Here is a 16,249-nt window from a genome sequence, read left to right on the forward strand (position 1 = left end):
TAACCCCTTTATTTATTGGTGAACTACCAGCTAGTTACTTTTCGTCTGGCAGAGCATAAGCAATGACATAGTCACCCCGCTCAGCGGCCTGACGAGCACCACCAGCGCTGATGATAATGTATTGCTTGCCGTTCTTCGGCGATACAAAGGTCATTGGGCCGGACTGGCTGCCCACTGGCAGACGCTCTTTCCAGATCTCTTTCCCGGTTGCCGTATCGAAGGCACGCAGGTAGAAATCCTGAGTACCAGCAAAGAACAGCAGACCGGATTGAGTAGACAAGCTAGCACCCAGCGTTGGCATGCCCACTTCCATCGGCATACGCATTTTAATGCCCAGCGGCCCCGTATCCTGCACCGTACCTACCGGAACCTGCCACACCAGTTTGCCCGACTTCAGGTCTACCGCTGACATGGTGCCAAACGGTGGCTTCTGGCATGGAATGCCCAGTGGGGAGAGGAAGCGTTCACGGATCGCACCGAACGGCGTACCGTCCATCGGAACCAGACCCATTTCGATGCCGCTGGCGCCGGTCGGCACCTTGCTGCGTGGCACCATCGAGTTGGCCAGCCCCAAACGCATATCGTTAACAAACATGATGGCATTGTTCGGATCCACCGAGACGCTGCCCCAGTTCATCCCGCCCAACGAGCCAGGATATTGTAAAGCACGGTCGATACCCGGCGGTGTATAGACGCCCTGGTGACGCATCCCTTTGAACTCGATGCGGCACAGCAGTTGATCGAGCGGCGTTGCGCCCCACATGTCGGACTCGGTCAGCGTCTCGTTGCCAATATTCGGCATTCCCACCGAGAACGGCTGGGTTTTGGAGTAACGTTCGCCAGGCACATTGCCCTGCGGTACTTCACGTTCTTCCACTTTCGCCACTGGCTGACCGTTCTCACGGTTGAGCATAAAGATCATGCCCTGCTTACTGGTTTGCACCAGCACGGGTGTCGTGCCGCCCTTGCCGTCTGGCAGATCGTACAGTAACGGTTGGGAAGGCAGGTCAAAATCCCACAGGTCATGGTGCGTGGTTTGGAAATGCCAACGCACTTTGCCACTGGTGGCATCAACAGCCACGATGGAAGAACTGTATTTATCATCCAGCTCGGTACGCTCGCCGCCAAAGAAGTCAGGCGTGGCGTTACCGGTCGGCAGATAGATCAGATTCAGTTTGGCGTCGTAGGACATTGCGGACCATACGTTCGGCGTACCGCGCGTATAGGTTTCACCCGCTGGTGGCAGCTTGGTAATGGCCGGATTACCCGGATCCCATGCCCAGGCAAGTTCACCAGTATGCACATCATAAGCACGCACCACACCAGGAGGTTCGCCGGTAGAGAAGTTATCCGCTACGCGGCCACCGACCACCACCAGGTTACCCGCCACCAATGGGGTTGAGGTTTGCTGGTAATAACCCGGTTTAACTTCGCCCATGCCCGCGTTCAAATCGACAGTGCCGTTATCGCCGAAGTCGGCGCAAGGTTTGCCGGTATCGGCATCAATGGCAATCAAACGCGCATCGATGGTTGGCAGGAACAGACGGCGTTCGCACATGGCCGGTGCCGAAGCGCTAGCGGCAACCACTGGCGATGAGGCTGGTTGAGCCGCATTGTCGTAATAACCCAGGCCACGGCAACGCTGCCAGTTAGGTGCAGAGGCTTTAGGATCGTAGGACCACAACTCTTTGCCAGTATCCGCTTCCAACGACAGCACTTTGCCGTAAGCGGTACAGACATACAGGGTATTGCCGATCTGCAGCGGAGTATTCTGGTCTTCAGCGCCAGAGCCGTTGCTTTGTGGAATATCGCCGGTATGGGCAATCCACGCCACCTTCAGCTTGCTGACGTTAGACTTGTTGATCTGATCCAGCGCGGCAAAACGGTCACCGTGGGTGGTATTCCCCCAATGTTCCCAGTTTTTCTGCTCACTACCGGCTGCCACAGGTTTAACCGGAATATCTTCCTTAGCCGCCACCAGTGGCGTAGGCACAAAGGTGTAACCAAATCCGGCCACCAGCGCAACCGCCAGCAACCCAGCCAAAGAATAGCTGACGAAGCCGCGAACCGGATGACCGGCACGTTTCTTCAACCATGGATAGGCCAACGCGGCCAGGAAGGCCAGCACGCCGAACATAAACAAGCGTGAGAACAACGGCCAGAAATCCAGGCCAACATCCCACAACGCCCAAATCAGGGTGAACACAAAGGCCAGCGCATACACCCATATGCCTGCAGGTTTGAGCTTGATCACCAGTACCGCAGCGATCAGCATCACCACGCCCATCAACCCAAAATAGAGGCTCCCTCCCAATGAAGCCAGGTAAACGCCGCCGATTGCCAGCGCGAGGCCGATGACGCCCATCAGCCCCCCCAGCAGCCACATCAAGTAATTCCCTATACTTCGTTTATTGCCTGTCTTTGCCATATTCACTTTCTCCCACCGCTAGCAACGCGCAAATTTTGGCGCACTCACTGGTGTCATAAATAACCATCCCAAGATAACAACTCAACGGGGGTTAGGTTCCCCGCTGTACTCCTGCTTACTACTCAAATGAATAAGCAACACTCATGCCCCCACCCCAGTTTCTGCCTGGAGCGGGTTCGAAATAGCGGCCATTGCCTTCGTTGACAATCACCGAGCCGACGTACTGGCGATCAAACAGATTGTCCACCCGGCCAAAAACGGTAAATTGCCAGTTCCCAACCGGGTAGCGATATCCGCTATTCAGCGCCGCCACGGTGTAGGACGGTGCCTGCTGTGAATTCTGATCGTTGGTCTGGATATCGCTCATATAGCGCAGTTCAGCACCGGCGAACCAACCCTGAGGCGGCGACCAGGCCAGCGAGGCGTACCCCATATTGCGGGCAATCCCCGGCAGGCGGTTGCCTTTCGGCACCTGTTTTGCGGCAGAACAGATGCTGTCGCCGCAGACATCATCGCGGTAAGTGGCATCCAGCAGCGTCCAGGCCATTTGCAGACGCCAGTCGTAGTTGAACTGTTGATCCAGCGCTAACTCCACCCCACGGCGACGGGTTTGCCCCGCGTTCTTATAGCTGGTGCGCCCGTTGCTGCTCTCATCGACGACAATTTCGTTTTTGGTATCGGTTTGGAACAGCGCCGCGCTGAACAGGCCGTTGCCGATACGGGTCTTGCTTCCTAATTCAACGGTATCGCTGGTAGCAGGTTTTAAATCTAGATTGAGCCCCGCCACGCCACCGGGGCGATAAGAGAGTTCATTGATGGTCGGGGTTTCAAAACCACGCCCGGCGGAAGCGTACACGTTCCAGGCCTTGGTCAACGCATAGTTGAGCGAGCCTACTGGCAGCCACTGGTGATAGCGGGCATCGCCACTGTCGTCGCCATTACTGCCGGTAATATAGCGATCGTTGGAGTCGAAATTGACGGTGCTGAAGCGCACTCCGGCATCCAGCGTCAAACGTTGTGTCAGGTTCCAGGAAGTTTGCAGATAGGGATCCACATTCCACATCAGGTTGCGTTCATCCCGCCGTAGATTACCCTTGGTCCCCAATTCGTTAACGCCGTTAACTACCGTGAAATTCTCATAGCCTTTGCGCTGCTCGGTCATGGTTTCGTAGTCGAGCCCACCGGTCACGCTGAAGGGTAAAGTGGCCACTTCACCACGATGAGTCCAGCGAGTATCGATTCCCTGGTAATGACGAGCCAGAGAGATCACTCCGCCGGGATGTTGTTCACTACGCTGCTGTACGGCCACTGGAATTGACTGATACTGCGTAGTTTCCCGCTCACCGGCGTAAGTCATGATGCTCAGATCGTCATTGGCGCTCATCTGGCGTTCATAGCGCAACCCGGCCTGGGTTTGTGAGATGGTTTTACGCGTGTTGTATTGATCTGCTCTTGGGGCCTGGCGCGGATTGTCGTGCCATTCAGCTTCGGTTAAACCACCGGGATCGTCGGCATTAATATCCACCGAGTTAAATAACAGCGTCAGCGTGCTGACATCATCAATGCGCACACCCAAACGCGCGTTACCCAGGTTCTTGCGTGCCCCACTGTGGTCGCGGAACCCTTCGGTGGTAAAACGGGTCGTGGAGACGGCGTAGTTCACGTCACCGGCGTGCGTACCATCGCCGGTTGCACCGCTGGCTTTCATGCCGTAGCGCCAGGTACCGTCACTGCCGCTATACATGCCCGCTTCAATCTTGTTCGGCTGTTGGCCGGTTTCGGTTTCTACATTGATGACGCCACCGGAAGCGTTGCCATACAGTGCGGAAAACGGCCCGCGCAAAACCTCCACCTTATCCACTGAATTGAGATCGATATTCGACGTTTGCCCTTGGCCATCCGGCATGGTGGCAGGTATACCATCCACATAAATACGTACGCCGCGTACGCCGTACATTGAGCGCGAGCCAAACCCACGGATTGACAGTTGCAAATCTTGCGCATAATTCTGGCGATTTTGTATTTGCAGCCCCGGCACGCTGCCCAGCCCTTCAGAGATATTAATCTGCGGCCTGGCCTGACGAAGTTCATCGCCATTAAGCACGCTAACCGCTGCCGGAGTACTCAATTCTGAAAGACCGCTGCGCTTGGCCGTGACCACCATGGAAGATTGGTCCACTGCCCGATCGCTGGCTTGTACGTTTACCGCCATACACAGAGCGCAAGGTAACAGCGCAGAAATGGCGACAGGTGAGATCGCTGTATTTTTTTTATTAAGAAAATTCATGTAAAAACTGCCATTAGACGCTTGAGAGGATAGGTACCTTTTAGAAAAAACCGAGCGTATGTTAATACTTATCGCAACAGTTTGAAAATAGCGGAGAGAAACTCAAACTTCCGTTAACTCGAATTTTACACAAATGATAAATATAAATGATGAGTCTTAAATGGGGGAATGTGAAGGATTTAGATTATTGCTATCAATATCAATGCGTAAAATTAATTTCCTTATAATTTAGTCATGTTTAATAATCAAACTGAGAGGGTAAAAAAATAAGCAAGATTTTTTGGGGAGTACTGCCCCGCAAGCTGCGGGACAGTTTGATTTGGTTAACCGATCGGCATGCGATTTGGGTCTGGGTATTGATATTCAAACCCCAGCTCGTTACAGATACGGCTACCGTCCACCAGCCGCCCTTCTTGTTCATCTTCTTGCGCAAACTGCGGAGGTTGCAGATGCAGTTGCTCGGCCAGCGCCGGGTAGAAATCACGTTTGAGCGGATGGCCTGGCGCACAAAGATTATAGGTGTGCCCGCCCTTCGGTAGCTTCAACAGCAGTTGAATGGCCGCAATCACGTCATCCTGATGCACCAGATTGACCCCGTGCGAACCGCCCTTGACGTCAACCTTACCCGCCAGGAAACGGCCTGGATGACGATCTCCACCCACCAGCCCTGCCAAGCGCAAAACGTCCACCGACGTGTTGGGCAATTGATGCAGCCAAAGCTCCAACTCTTCCAGCACTCGGCCAGCCGATGTCACCGGCTTGAGCGGCGAATCTTCCCGAACGGTACCGGTGGTTTCACCGTAAACCGATGTGGAGCTGGTAAAGATAATATGCGGCACGCCAAACGCTATCGCGCTGTCTACCAGCATCCGTACGGCATCAAAGTAGCTTGCGCTCCCTTCGACGGTACGGCTGGCTGGCAGAGTGATCACCAATGCATCCGTGTACAACAGCTGTTCCAGATCGTGAGCTTCGCAAATCAGCTCCGGCGTCAGTTCCAGGCGATAACATTCGATACCACTCATCCGCGCGGCTTCTACCCCATCCGGCGTAGTTTTACTGCCAACCACTTCATACCCGTGGCCCATTAACGATAAAGCCAGCGGCATCCCTAACCAACCCAGACCCACAATGGCGACTTTTTTCATCAGTATGCCCCTAAGAATCGACTAACAAGCCCAACTTCACCGTTGCGGAAGGCCACCGGCCACACCGCAGGCGATAGTGAGATACTCCCCTAGGCTACGCCACCGTGCTGGTGGTTACAATCGGTTAACCTTAAGGTTGGGTAAAGCCGCGTACGGCTAATAACTCAGCCGCTTTCAATAAATTAAATTCATAACCACAAAAAAGGGTTGCAAGTTATACAACGGATAGTTTAGCTTAATTAGCACCTCAGCACTGGCTGACCCAATTTTAAAGAGAAATGACATGACTCGCGTTCAGTTCAACCACCATCATCACCATCATCCTGACTAGTCTTTCAGGCGATGTGTGCTGGAAGACGATTCTCGAATCTTCCAGTGGCGCGTAGAACGAACTAAACGCAAGAAAGAGCCCTCGGAAGATATCTTCCGAGGTTTTTTTTTTGGCTCCGGACAGACAGAAAAATAATTTTAATAACAAATTCATAAAATTACAGATTAAACAGAGGTTACCATGTTGGACAAAACACGTTTACGTATCGCCATGCAGAAATCAGGCCGCCTGAGCGAAGAGTCTCAGGAATTGCTGGCCCGCTGCGGCATCAAGATCAACCTGCAGCAACAACGCCTGATTGCCTTCGCCGAGAATATGCCGATCGATATCCTGCGCGTACGTGATGACGATATCCCTGGCCTGGTGATGGATGGCGTGGTGGATCTGGGTATCATCGGTGAGAACGTGCTGGAAGAGGAACTGCTCAACCGCCGTGCTCAGGGCGAAGACCCGCGTTACTTCACGCTGCGCCGCCTGGATTTTGGGGGTTGCCGCCTGTCGCTGGCCACCTCGCTGGATAGCGAATACTCTGGCCCGCAAAGCCTGCAAGACTCCCGCATCGCAACCTCTTACCCACACCTGCTCAAGCAATACCTCGATAAACAAGGCGTTCGTTTTAAATCCTGCCTGCTGAACGGCTCGGTGGAAGTGGCTCCGCGCGCAGGCTTGGCAGACGCTATCTGTGACCTGGTGTCTACCGGTGCCACCCTGGAAGCCAACGGCCTGCGTGAAGTGGAAGTGATTTACCGCTCGAAAGCCTGCCTGATCCAGCGTGACGGCGAAATGCCTGAAGCCAAACAACAGTTGATTGACCGCCTGATGACCCGCATCCAAGGCGTGATCCAGGCGCGCGAATCCAAATACATCATGCTGCACGCGCCAAGCGAACGCCTGGACGAAATCGTCGCGCTGCTGCCGGGAGCAGAACGCCCGACCATTCTGCCGCTGGCAGGCTCTCAGAACCGCGTAGCGATGCACATGGTCAGCAGTGAGACTCTGTTCTGGGAAACCATGGAAAAGCTCAAAGCCCTGGGTGCCAGCTCCATTCTGGTGCTGCCAATTGAGAAGATGATGGAGTAACGCCATGCCAAACTTCAATACCGTCGTCAATTGGGGCAGTTGCAGCGCGGAACAGCGCGCGGAGTTGCTGATGCGCCCGGCCATTTCGGCTTCGGACAGCATCACCCGCACGGTGCGCGAGATCCTCGATAACGTGAAGGCCAACGGTGACAGCGCGCTACGTGAGTACAGCGCCAAGTTTGATAAAACCGAAGTCGCGGCATTACGCGTAACGGCAGAGCAGATTGATCAAGCCTGCGCCCGGCTGGGTGACGAGATCAAACAGGCGATGGCCGTAGCCGTCGCCAACGTGGAAACCTTCCACAATGCACAACAACTGCCAGCGGTAGACGTTGAAACCCTGCCCGGCGTGCGTTGCCAGCAGGTGACCCGCCCAATCGATTCGGTAGGTCTTTATATCCCTGGCGGTTCCGCACCGCTGTTCTCCACGGTTTTGATGTTGGCTACCCCGGCACGCATTGCCGGTTGCCGCCGCGTGGTGCTGTGTTCCCCACCGCCGATCGCCGATGAGATCCTGTATGCCGCCAAACTCTGTGGCGTACAGGAAGTATTCCAGGTCGGTGGCGCACAGGCGATTGCCGCCATGGCGTTTGGCACGGATTCGGTGCCACGGGTAGCGAAAATCTTCGGGCCGGGCAACGCCTTTGTCACCGAAGCCAAACGTCAGATCAGCCAACGGCTGGATGGTGCGGCCATCGATATGCCTGCTGGCCCTTCCGAGGTGCTGGTGATTGCAGACAGTGGCGCAACCCCGGCGTTTGTCGCTTCCGATCTGCTGTCTCAGGCCGAACATGGCCCGGATTCACAGGTCATTCTGTTAACCCCAGACGCCGCGATGGCCGAAGCGGTCGCCGTAGCGGTTGAGCAACAGCTGGCACAGCTGCCACGGGCAGAAACCGCTCGCCAGGCTCTGGCCAGCAGCCGCCTGATTGTGGCGAAGGATTTGGCCGAGTGTGTCGCCATCAGCAACCAGTACGGCCCAGAGCACCTGATTATTCAGACCCGCAGCGCGCGCGATCTGGTAGACAGCATTACCAGCGCCGGTTCGGTATTCCTTGGGGACTGGTCGCCGGAATCAGCCGGGGATTATGCCTCCGGCACCAACCACGTGCTGCCAACCTATGGTTATACCGCCACCTGCTCTAGCCTGGGGCTGGCGGATTTCCAAAAGCGCATGACGGTACAGGAACTGACGCCGCAAGGCTTTATGACCCTGGCCCCAACCATTGAGATCCTGGCAGCCGCCGAACAGTTGGTCGCCCACAAAAACGCCGTGACCCTACGCGTCGCCGCACTGAAGGAGCAAGCATGAGCATCGAAGAATTAGCACGCAAAAACGTGCGCGAGCTGACCCCGTATCAGTCGGCACGCCGCCTTGGTGGCAAGGGTGACGTCTGGTTGAACGCCAACGAATACCCGGTTGCGCCAGAGTTTCAACTGACCGCCCAGACCTTTAACCGCTACCCGGAATGCCAACCTGCGCTGGTGATTGAGCGCTACGCCGCCTACGCCGGGGTGAATAAAGACCAGGTGTTGGTCAGCCGTGGCGCAGATGAAGGTATCGAACTGCTGATCCGTGCTTTTTGCGAGCCAGGTAAAGACGCCATCCTGTTTTGCCCACCGACTTACGGCATGTACGCCGTCAGCGCCGAGACTTTTAACGTAGAGCGCCGCACGGTCGCCGCCAAAGAAGATTGGCAGCTCGATCTACCTGCAATTGCTGCCAGCCTGGATAACGTCAAACTGATCTACGCCTGCAGCCCGAATAACCCGACTGGCAACCTGCTCGATCCCAACGATCTGCGTAACCTGCTGGAACTGGCCAAAGGCAAAGCGATCGTCGCCATCGATGAAGCTTATATCGAGTTCTGCCCGCAGGCCTCGGTTGCTAGCTGGCTGAATGATTACCCGCACCTGGTAGTATTGCGCACGCTGTCCAAAGCCTTCGCCCTCGCTGGCCTGCGCTGCGGCTTCACCCTGGCCAATGAGGACGTGATAGCCCTGCTGCTGAAAGTGATTGCCCCGTATCCGCTCTCGACCCCGGTGGCCGACATCGCCGCCCAGGCGCTGAGCACCGAGGGGATCCGCGTTATGCGCCAGCGCGTCACCGAGATTGCCGCCAACCGCAGTTGGCTTCAGCAGGCGTTACAAGACTGCGCCTGCGTGGAGCAGGTCTTCACCAGTGACAGCAATTATCTGCTGGTTCGCTTTACCGCCTCAAGTCATGTCTTTAAAACCTTATGGGATCAGGGCATTATCTTGCGAGACCAAAATAAACAGCCTGGCCTGTCCGGTTGCCTACGGATCACCATCGGCACCCGTAACGAATGCCAGCGCGTCGTTGACGCACTCAATACTCTGCCCGGCGCATAGGAGCCAACGTGAGCCAAAAATATCTCTTTATTGACCGTGACGGCACGCTGATTGCTGAACCCCCGGAAGATTTCCAGGTCGACCGCCTGGATAAACTGGCGCTGGAGCCAGAGGTGATCCCTGCCCTGCTGGCCTTGCAGCAAGCCGGTTTCACCCTGGTGATGATCACCAATCAGGACGGCCTCGGCACCGCCAGCTTCCCGCAGGACACCTTCGATCCACCGCACAACCTGATGATGCAGATCCTCAGCTCCCAGGGCGTCAAATTCGACGATATCCTGATCTGCCCGCACAAGCCGGAAGACCATTGCGACTGTCGTAAACCGAAGGTCGCCATGGTCAAAGGTTATCTGGAGCCGGGCGTGATAGACGTGGCCAACAGCTATGTGATTGGCGATCGCCAAACCGATATCCAACTGGCAGCCAATATGGGTATTCAAGGGCTGCTGTACCAGCGTCAGGCGCTGGGCTGGCAGGCCATCACCCAACAGTTGACCAAACGCGATCGCTATGCGCACGTCAACCGCGTGACCAAAGAGACGCAGATTGACGTTAAGGTCTGGCTGGATCGCGAAGGCGGCAGCAAGATCAAGACCGGCGTCGGCTTCTTCGACCACATGCTGGATCAGATCGCTACCCACGGCGGCTTCAGAATGGATATTCAGGTGAACGGCGATCTGTACATCGACGATCACCACACGGTGGAAGACACCGGATTGGCGCTGGGTGAAGCACTGAGTAAAGCCTTGGGCGACAAACGCGGCATCGCACGTTTCGGCTTCGTGTTGCCGATGGATGAATGCCTGGCCCGTTGCGCACTGGATATCTCTGGCCGCCCACACCTGGAATATAAAGCCGAGTTCAACTATCAACGCGTAGGCGATCTCAGCACCGAGATGATCGAGCACTTCTTCCGTTCGCTGTCTTACACCATGGGCTGCACCCTGCACCTGCGCACCAAAGGTAAAAACGACCATCACCGTGTCGAAAGCCTGTTCAAGGTGTTTGGCCGCACGCTGCGCCAGGCGATCCGCGTTGAGGGCAATACGCTGCCCAGCTCGAAAGGAGTGCTGTGATGAACGTGGTGATCCTGGACACCGGCTGCGCCAACCTCGCCTCGGTCAACTATGCGGTGCAGCGCCTGGGCTATCAGCCACAGGTGAGCCGCGATCCGGAAATCGTGCTGCGAGCCGACAAACTGTTCCTGCCAGGTGTGGGTACTGCACAGGCGGCAATGGACCAGTTGGAACAGCGCGACCTGATCGATCTGATCAAGGCCTGTACCCAGCCAGTGCTGGGGATCTGCCTGGGTATGCAGTTGCTGGCAGCCAGCAGTGAAGAAAATGGGGGTATCAAAACGCTAGGGATTATCGATACTCCGGTAACACAGATGACCGATTTTGGCCTGCCTTTGCCCCATATGGGCTGGAACCAGGTTACGGCGCAGGCCGGCGATCATCTGTTCCGCGGCATCGAGGATGGTGCTTACTTTTACTTCGTTCACAGTTATGCGATGCCGATATGCTCAAGCACCATCGCTCAGGCGAACTACGGCGAGCCCTTCACCGCCGCCGTACAAAAAGACAACTTCTTTGGCGTGCAGTTTCATCCAGAGCGATCTGGCAACGCCGGGGCGCAACTGTTGAAGAACTTTCTGGAGATGTAGGCAGCATGATTATTCCCGCTTTGGATTTGATCGACGGTAACGTAGTGCGCCTGCATCAGGGCGATTACGGCCAACAGCGCGACTACGGCAACGATCCGCTGCTGCGTCTGCAAGACTATCAGCAGCAAGGGGCGCAAGTTTTACACCTGGTTGATTTGACCGGGGCCAAAGATCCGGCGGCTCGCCAGATCCCGCTGTTGCGTAAACTGCTGGCCGGAGTAAGCGTGCCGGTACAGGTTGGCGGCGGTATCCGTAACGAACAAGACGTTGCGGCACTGCTGGAAGCCGGAGCCACGCGCGTGGTCATCGGCTCCACCGCAGTCAAGCAGCCAGAAATGGTACAGGGTTGGTTTGAGCGCTACGGTGCCGATGCCATGGTGCTGGCGCTGGACGTCCGCATCGACGCCGCAGGCCGTAAGAACGTGGCTATCAGCGGCTGGCAGGAAGACTCGGAAGCCACGCTGGAACAGGTGGTTGAACAATATCTGCCGTTTGGCCTGAAACATGTGCTGTGCACCGATATCTCACGCGACGGTACGCTGAAAGGCTCCAATGTGGGGCTTTATCAGGAAGTGTGCCAACGCTATCCGCAGATCGCCTTCCAGGCTTCTGGCGGCATCGGCAACCTGGACGATATCGCCCAGCTGCGTGGCAGTGGTGTGGAAGGGGTGATCGTTGGGCGCGCCCTGTTGGATGGTAAATTCAGCGTTGAGGAGGCTATCGCATGCTGGCAAAACGGATAATCCCTTGTCTGGACGTCAAGGACGGGCAAGTGGTCAAGGGCGTGCAGTTCCGTAACCACGAAATTATTGGCGACATCGTGCCACTGGCCCAGCGCTACGCGCAGGAAGGCGCCGACGAACTGGTCTTTTACGATATCACCGCCTCCAGTGATGGACGGGTAGTAGACAAAAGCTGGGTATCACGCGTTGCGGAAGTGATCGATATTCCGTTCTGCGTGGCCGGAGGCATCAAGAGTGCCGAAGACGCCAGCCAGATCCTCTCCTTTGGGGCGGACAAGATCTCCATCAACTCCCCTGCGCTGGCCGACCCAACGCTGATCAGCCGTCTGGCCGATCGCTTTGGCGTACAGTGCATCGTGGTCGGGATCGACACCTGGTATGAAGCCGCAACCGGCAAATACCACGTCAACCAATATACCGGGGATGAAAGCCGCACCCGAGTCACCGAGTGGCAAACCCTCGATTGGGTACAGGAAGTGCAAAAGCGTGGCGCTGGGGAGATTGTGCTCAACATGATGAACCAGGACGGCGTACGCAACGGTTACGATCTGGAACAGTTGAAGCGGGTACGTGAAGTGTGCAAGGTGCCGCTGATCGCCTCCGGCGGTGCCGGTACCATGGAACACTTCCTGGAAGCCTTCCGCGATGCCGACGTTGACGGCGCGCTGGCGGCTTCGGTATTCCATAAGCAAATCATCAATATCGGCGAACTGAAACGGTTCCTGGCAGAGAAAGGCGTGGAGATACGCGTGTGTTAACAGAACAACAGAAAGCTAAGCTGGATTGGGCAAAAACCGACAACCTGATGCCGGCAATCGTACAACATGCCGTTTCCGGCGAAGTATTAATGCTGGGCTATATGGATCAGGCCGCCCTGGACGTGACCGAGCAAACCGGCAAGGTGACGTTCTTCTCACGGACCAAGCAGCGCCTGTGGACCAAAGGCGAAAGCTCAGGCAACTTCCTTAACGTGGTAAGCATTACGCCAGACTGCGATAACGATACCCTGCTGATCCTGGCCAACCCGATTGGCCCAACCTGCCATTTGGGTAACGACAGTTGCTTCCATCCGGCAAGCAGCGACTGGGGCTTCCTGTACCAGCTTGAGCAATTGCTGGCTTCGCGTAAAACCGCCAGCCCGGATAGCTCGTACACTGCCAAGCTGTATGCCAGCGGTACCAAGCGCATTGCACAGAAAGTTGGCGAGGAAGGCGTAGAAACTGCCCTGGCCGCCACGGTGAACGATCGCGAAGAACTGACCAACGAAGCTTCCGACCTGATTTACCACCTGCTGGTGCTGTTGCAGGATCAGGAGCTGGATTTAAGCAAGGTGATTGGCCGCCTGCGCGAACGGCACGAGAAGAAATAATCCTGTTTTGCAGGCAATAAAAAAGCCGCCGGGCGTTAACCTCGGCGGCTTTTTTTATCGTTCAACGAGCGGGATTATTCCATCCATTCGGTATGGAATACGCCTTCTTTATCGGTACGCTTATAAGTATGAGCACCGAAGTAGTCACGCTGCGCCTGGATCAGGTTGGCAGGCAGCACCGCAGAGCGGTAGCTGTCGTAGTATGCGATCGCCGCAGAGAAGGTTGGCGTTGGGATGCCGTTCTGCACTGCATAGGAAACCACGTCACGCAGCGCCTGCTGATACTCATCGGCGATTTGCTTGAAGTAAGGTGCCAGCAGCAGGTTGGCGATGTCGGCATTCTCAGCGTAGGCATCGGTGATCTTCTGCAGGAACTGAGCGCGGATGATGCAACCGGCACGGAAGATCTTGGCAATTTCGCCGTAGTTCAGATCCCAGTTATTTTCCTTGGAAGCCGCTTTCAACTGAGAGAAGCCCTGTGCATAGGAAACGATTTTACCCAGGTACAGAGCGCGACGAACTTTCTCGACAAACTCGGCTTTCTCGCCGCTGAAGGCTGCAACTTTCGGGCCGGTCAGGACTTTAGAAGCCGCTACACGCTGGTCTTTCAGAGAAGACAGGTAACGTGCGAACACAGACTCGGTGATCAATGACAGTGGCTCACCCAGATCCAGAGAGCTCTGGCTGGTCCATTTGCCGGTGCCTTTGTTGGCCGCTTCATCGAGGATCACATCAACCAGGTATTTACCCTCTTCGTCTTTCTTGGTGAAGATGTCTTTGGTGATGTCGATCAGGTAGCTGTTCAGCTCGCCCTTGTTCCACTCGGCGAAGGTTTCAGCCAACTGCTCGTTGTTCAGATTCAGCGCCTGCTTCATTAAGGAGTAGGCTTCTGCGATCAGCTGCATGTCGCCATATTCGATACCGTTGTGCACCATCTTCACGTAGTGGCCAGCACCGTCGGCACCGATATAGGCCACGCATGGCTCACCTTCAGCCACAGCGGCGATTTTCTTCAGGATGGGTGCCACCAGCTCGTAAGCTTCTTTCTGGCCACCAGGCATGATTGAAGGCCCTTTCAGCGCTCCTTCTTCGCCACCGGAAACGCCGGTGCCAATAAAGTTGAAGCCCTGAGCAGACAGCTCGCGGTTACGACGGATAGTGTCCTGATAGTAGGTGTTACCACCGTCGATCAGGATATCGCCTTTATCCAGGTGCGGAGTCAGCGAGGCAATGGTCTTGTCCGTAGCTTCGCCCGCTTTTACCATCAGCAAAATGCGGCGCGGTGTTTCCAGCGATGCAACAAACTCTTCGACGGTGTAGTGCGGCACCAGGTTTTTGCCTGGGTTCTCTGCAATAACTTCGTCAGTCTTGTCGCCTGAACGGTTAAAGATAGAAACGGTATAGCCACGGCTTTCGATGTTCAAAGCCAGATTGCGGCCCATCACCGCCATGCCGACAACGCCGATTTGCTGTTTGGACATTAGGAACTCCTGTCTGAGGATGACACCTGTATCACGGCTCTTGGCCAACAGGTTTTTGATGTGGCCAACATGTTAACTCAGGATTGTGTTCGCTGGGTAGTGATTGGTGCGATAGGTCACATAATTGCATAAAGAGTATACTTGGTCGATTGACTTTAAGGCTTCATCTACTCGACGCCAGGTTAGCCACTACTTTTTCATAAAGTGTTTTTCAAAGAAGTGCCATGAAAGCGAAGCCATAACTAATGTTAAGGCTAAAACTAGCGTGAGTGACTGCCCATGGGATAGCCAATCAAGTTTTTTGACTGATAGCAGAATGGGCAGATGCCAAAGGTAGATGCCATAAGAGATAGTGCCACAATAGTAAAGTGGATATAAAACTCTCTTAAGAATCGGTGTTACTTTAAGAGAACACAAAGACAGAATGATCATGCCGAATGCTGATGCCAACAACGTTCGGAAAAATACCACCATCCATGGATAGTTCCAGAATGATGCATATTCTAGATAAATTGATAGGGCTGCTGTTGTTAACAGCGTCGCAATAGCCATCAAAGAGATCGTAGAGTATCTTCGATTAGACACTATTTTCACCCCAAGATCAGAGGTTATCAATCTGGCCAAAAGGATACCAATGGCAAACTCATCAAGCATCCCTGGGAGTTGGGTGGCACTAACAAATAATTTAAACACACCAAGAGGTTGATCTAAGTTTATCAATGAAAAAGCAGCAAATCTCCACGCATATGATACGGTCAAGGCAGACAGCAATAACACCCACCAAGGAACACGCTTCAGCCAACCAGCAAACAAAGCAATGAAAATATAAAACTGCATCTCCACACCTAAAGACCAGTTGCTTCCATTGATTGCCCCATGCAAATTGTAATTAAGATTATGAATAAACAGAAGGTGAGTAGATATATTTAATGCAAAATCATTAAAAAGTAGCGTGGGTGATATAAAAATAACAAACACTATTAACGTCAAGTAATGTAATGGGACAATTCTACGCAATCGCCTTTTCATAAAGGACGGTATGAATTTTTCAGTCCCATTGCTCTCCAGTTGTTTAAAAGCAGACATGGCGATAACAAAACCCGAAATCACAAAAAACATGTCAACGCCCATCCAACCAAATCGGAACCAAAGAAGAGGTCCGCTGGTAGGAAATGATGACCAATTGAAGTGCTCAATCACATGATAAACAACGACAGATATTGCAGCGAAACCTCTTAAAATATCTATAGAGTCAAAGTGATACTTGACATTTATCTTTTCGGCTTTGGCCACAGACATTTTTATTATTACCTTTGATAAGGGAGCCAGCAAGGATATTTTGA

At 54.5% G+C, this 16,249-nt stretch carries 14 protein-coding genes and 1 other annotated feature; of the genes, 9 read left to right on the forward strand and 5 right to left on the reverse strand.

What is annotated here, in order from left to right:
• Positions 1-34: 34 nt before the first annotated feature.
• The 3 genes from ACKWMY_RS08500 to ACKWMY_RS08510 form a co-directional block, all read right to left on the reverse strand.
• On the reverse strand, positions 35-2,428 hold the full coding sequence (locus ACKWMY_RS08500) for a glucose/quinate/shikimate family membrane-bound PQQ-dependent dehydrogenase (protein WP_409486166.1): 2,394 nt from the start codon (positions 2,426-2,428) through the stop codon (positions 35-37).
• A 118-nt stretch (positions 2,429-2,546) separates the two neighbouring features.
• Positions 2,547-4,640, reverse strand: coding sequence for a TonB-dependent receptor PqqU (pqqU, locus tag ACKWMY_RS08505; protein ID WP_409486212.1), 2,094 nt, complete (start codon positions 4,638-4,640; stop codon positions 2,547-2,549).
• 398 nt (positions 4,641-5,038) lie between these two features.
• Positions 5,039-5,863 (reverse strand): SDR family oxidoreductase, encoded by an 825-nt coding sequence (locus ACKWMY_RS08510; RefSeq protein WP_024528609.1) that lies wholly within the window; start codon positions 5,861-5,863, stop codon positions 5,039-5,041.
• A 283-nt stretch (positions 5,864-6,146) separates the two neighbouring features.
• Here ACKWMY_RS08510 and hisL point away from each other — a divergent pair, with 283 nt between their 5' ends.
• From hisL to hisIE, 9 genes are all read left to right on the forward strand, one after another.
• Positions 6,147-6,194, forward strand: a complete 48-nt coding sequence (gene hisL / locus ACKWMY_RS08515; protein ID WP_100396937.1) for a his operon leader peptide — start codon at positions 6,147-6,149, stop codon at positions 6,192-6,194.
• Positions 6,170-6,305, forward strand: a sequence feature (His leader region). (Overlaps the previous gene by 25 nt.)
• A gap of 69 nt (positions 6,306-6,374) precedes the next feature.
• A complete protein-coding gene (gene hisG / locus ACKWMY_RS08520) occupies positions 6,375-7,274 on the forward strand; it encodes an ATP phosphoribosyltransferase (protein ID WP_021179966.1) in 900 nt (299 codons plus the stop codon).
• A 4-nt stretch (positions 7,275-7,278) separates the two neighbouring features.
• On the forward strand, positions 7,279-8,586 hold the full coding sequence (gene hisD / locus ACKWMY_RS08525) for a histidinol dehydrogenase (RefSeq protein WP_024528607.1): 1,308 nt from the start codon (positions 7,279-7,281) through the stop codon (positions 8,584-8,586).
• The gene (gene hisC / locus ACKWMY_RS08530; RefSeq protein ID WP_199063533.1) at positions 8,583-9,647 is read left to right on the forward strand and encodes a histidinol-phosphate transaminase; all 1,065 of its coding nucleotides are present in this window, start codon (positions 8,583-8,585) and stop codon (positions 9,645-9,647) included. The genes hisD and hisC overlap by 4 nt, the downstream gene beginning before the upstream one ends.
• Positions 9,648-9,655: 8 nt before the next feature.
• The gene (gene hisB, locus ACKWMY_RS08535; RefSeq protein WP_409486167.1) at positions 9,656-10,723 is read left to right on the forward strand and encodes a bifunctional histidinol-phosphatase/imidazoleglycerol-phosphate dehydratase HisB; all 1,068 of its coding nucleotides are present in this window, start codon (positions 9,656-9,658) and stop codon (positions 10,721-10,723) included.
• Positions 10,723-11,313: an imidazole glycerol phosphate synthase subunit HisH gene (gene hisH, locus ACKWMY_RS08540; RefSeq protein WP_021179970.1), complete on the forward strand. Its 591-nt coding sequence runs from the start codon at positions 10,723-10,725 to the stop codon at positions 11,311-11,313. The genes hisB and hisH overlap by 1 nt, the downstream gene beginning before the upstream one ends.
• A gap of 5 nt (positions 11,314-11,318) precedes the next feature.
• Positions 11,319-12,056, forward strand: coding sequence for a 1-(5-phosphoribosyl)-5-[(5-phosphoribosylamino)methylideneamino]imidazole-4-carboxamide isomerase (gene hisA, locus ACKWMY_RS08545; protein WP_021179971.1), 738 nt, complete (start codon positions 11,319-11,321; stop codon positions 12,054-12,056).
• Positions 12,038-12,814 (forward strand): imidazole glycerol phosphate synthase subunit HisF, encoded by a 777-nt coding sequence (gene hisF, locus ACKWMY_RS08550; RefSeq protein WP_021179972.1) that lies wholly within the window; start codon positions 12,038-12,040, stop codon positions 12,812-12,814. The genes hisA and hisF overlap by 19 nt, the downstream gene beginning before the upstream one ends.
• On the forward strand, positions 12,808-13,425 hold the full coding sequence (gene hisIE / locus ACKWMY_RS08555; protein WP_021805010.1) for a bifunctional phosphoribosyl-AMP cyclohydrolase/phosphoribosyl-ATP diphosphatase HisIE: 618 nt from the start codon (positions 12,808-12,810) through the stop codon (positions 13,423-13,425). The genes hisF and hisIE overlap by 7 nt, the downstream gene beginning before the upstream one ends.
• Before the next feature lie 74 nt (positions 13,426-13,499).
• Here hisIE and gndA read toward each other — a convergent pair whose 3' ends face one another.
• Together gndA and ACKWMY_RS08565 are read right to left on the reverse strand one after the other, a co-directional pair.
• Positions 13,500-14,906, reverse strand: a complete 1,407-nt coding sequence (gene gndA / locus ACKWMY_RS08560; RefSeq protein ID WP_211134792.1) for an NADP-dependent phosphogluconate dehydrogenase — start codon at positions 14,904-14,906, stop codon at positions 13,500-13,502.
• Positions 14,907-15,095: 189 nt separating this feature from the next.
• On the reverse strand, positions 15,096-16,205 hold the full coding sequence (locus ACKWMY_RS08565; RefSeq protein ID WP_409486168.1) for an acyltransferase family protein: 1,110 nt from the start codon (positions 16,203-16,205) through the stop codon (positions 15,096-15,098).
• Positions 16,206-16,249: the final 44 nt, after the last annotated feature.

This window comes from Serratia sp. J2, from assembly GCF_046269175.1.
Taxonomy (GTDB): Bacteria; Pseudomonadota; Gammaproteobacteria; order Enterobacterales; family Enterobacteriaceae; genus Chania; species Chania fonticola_C.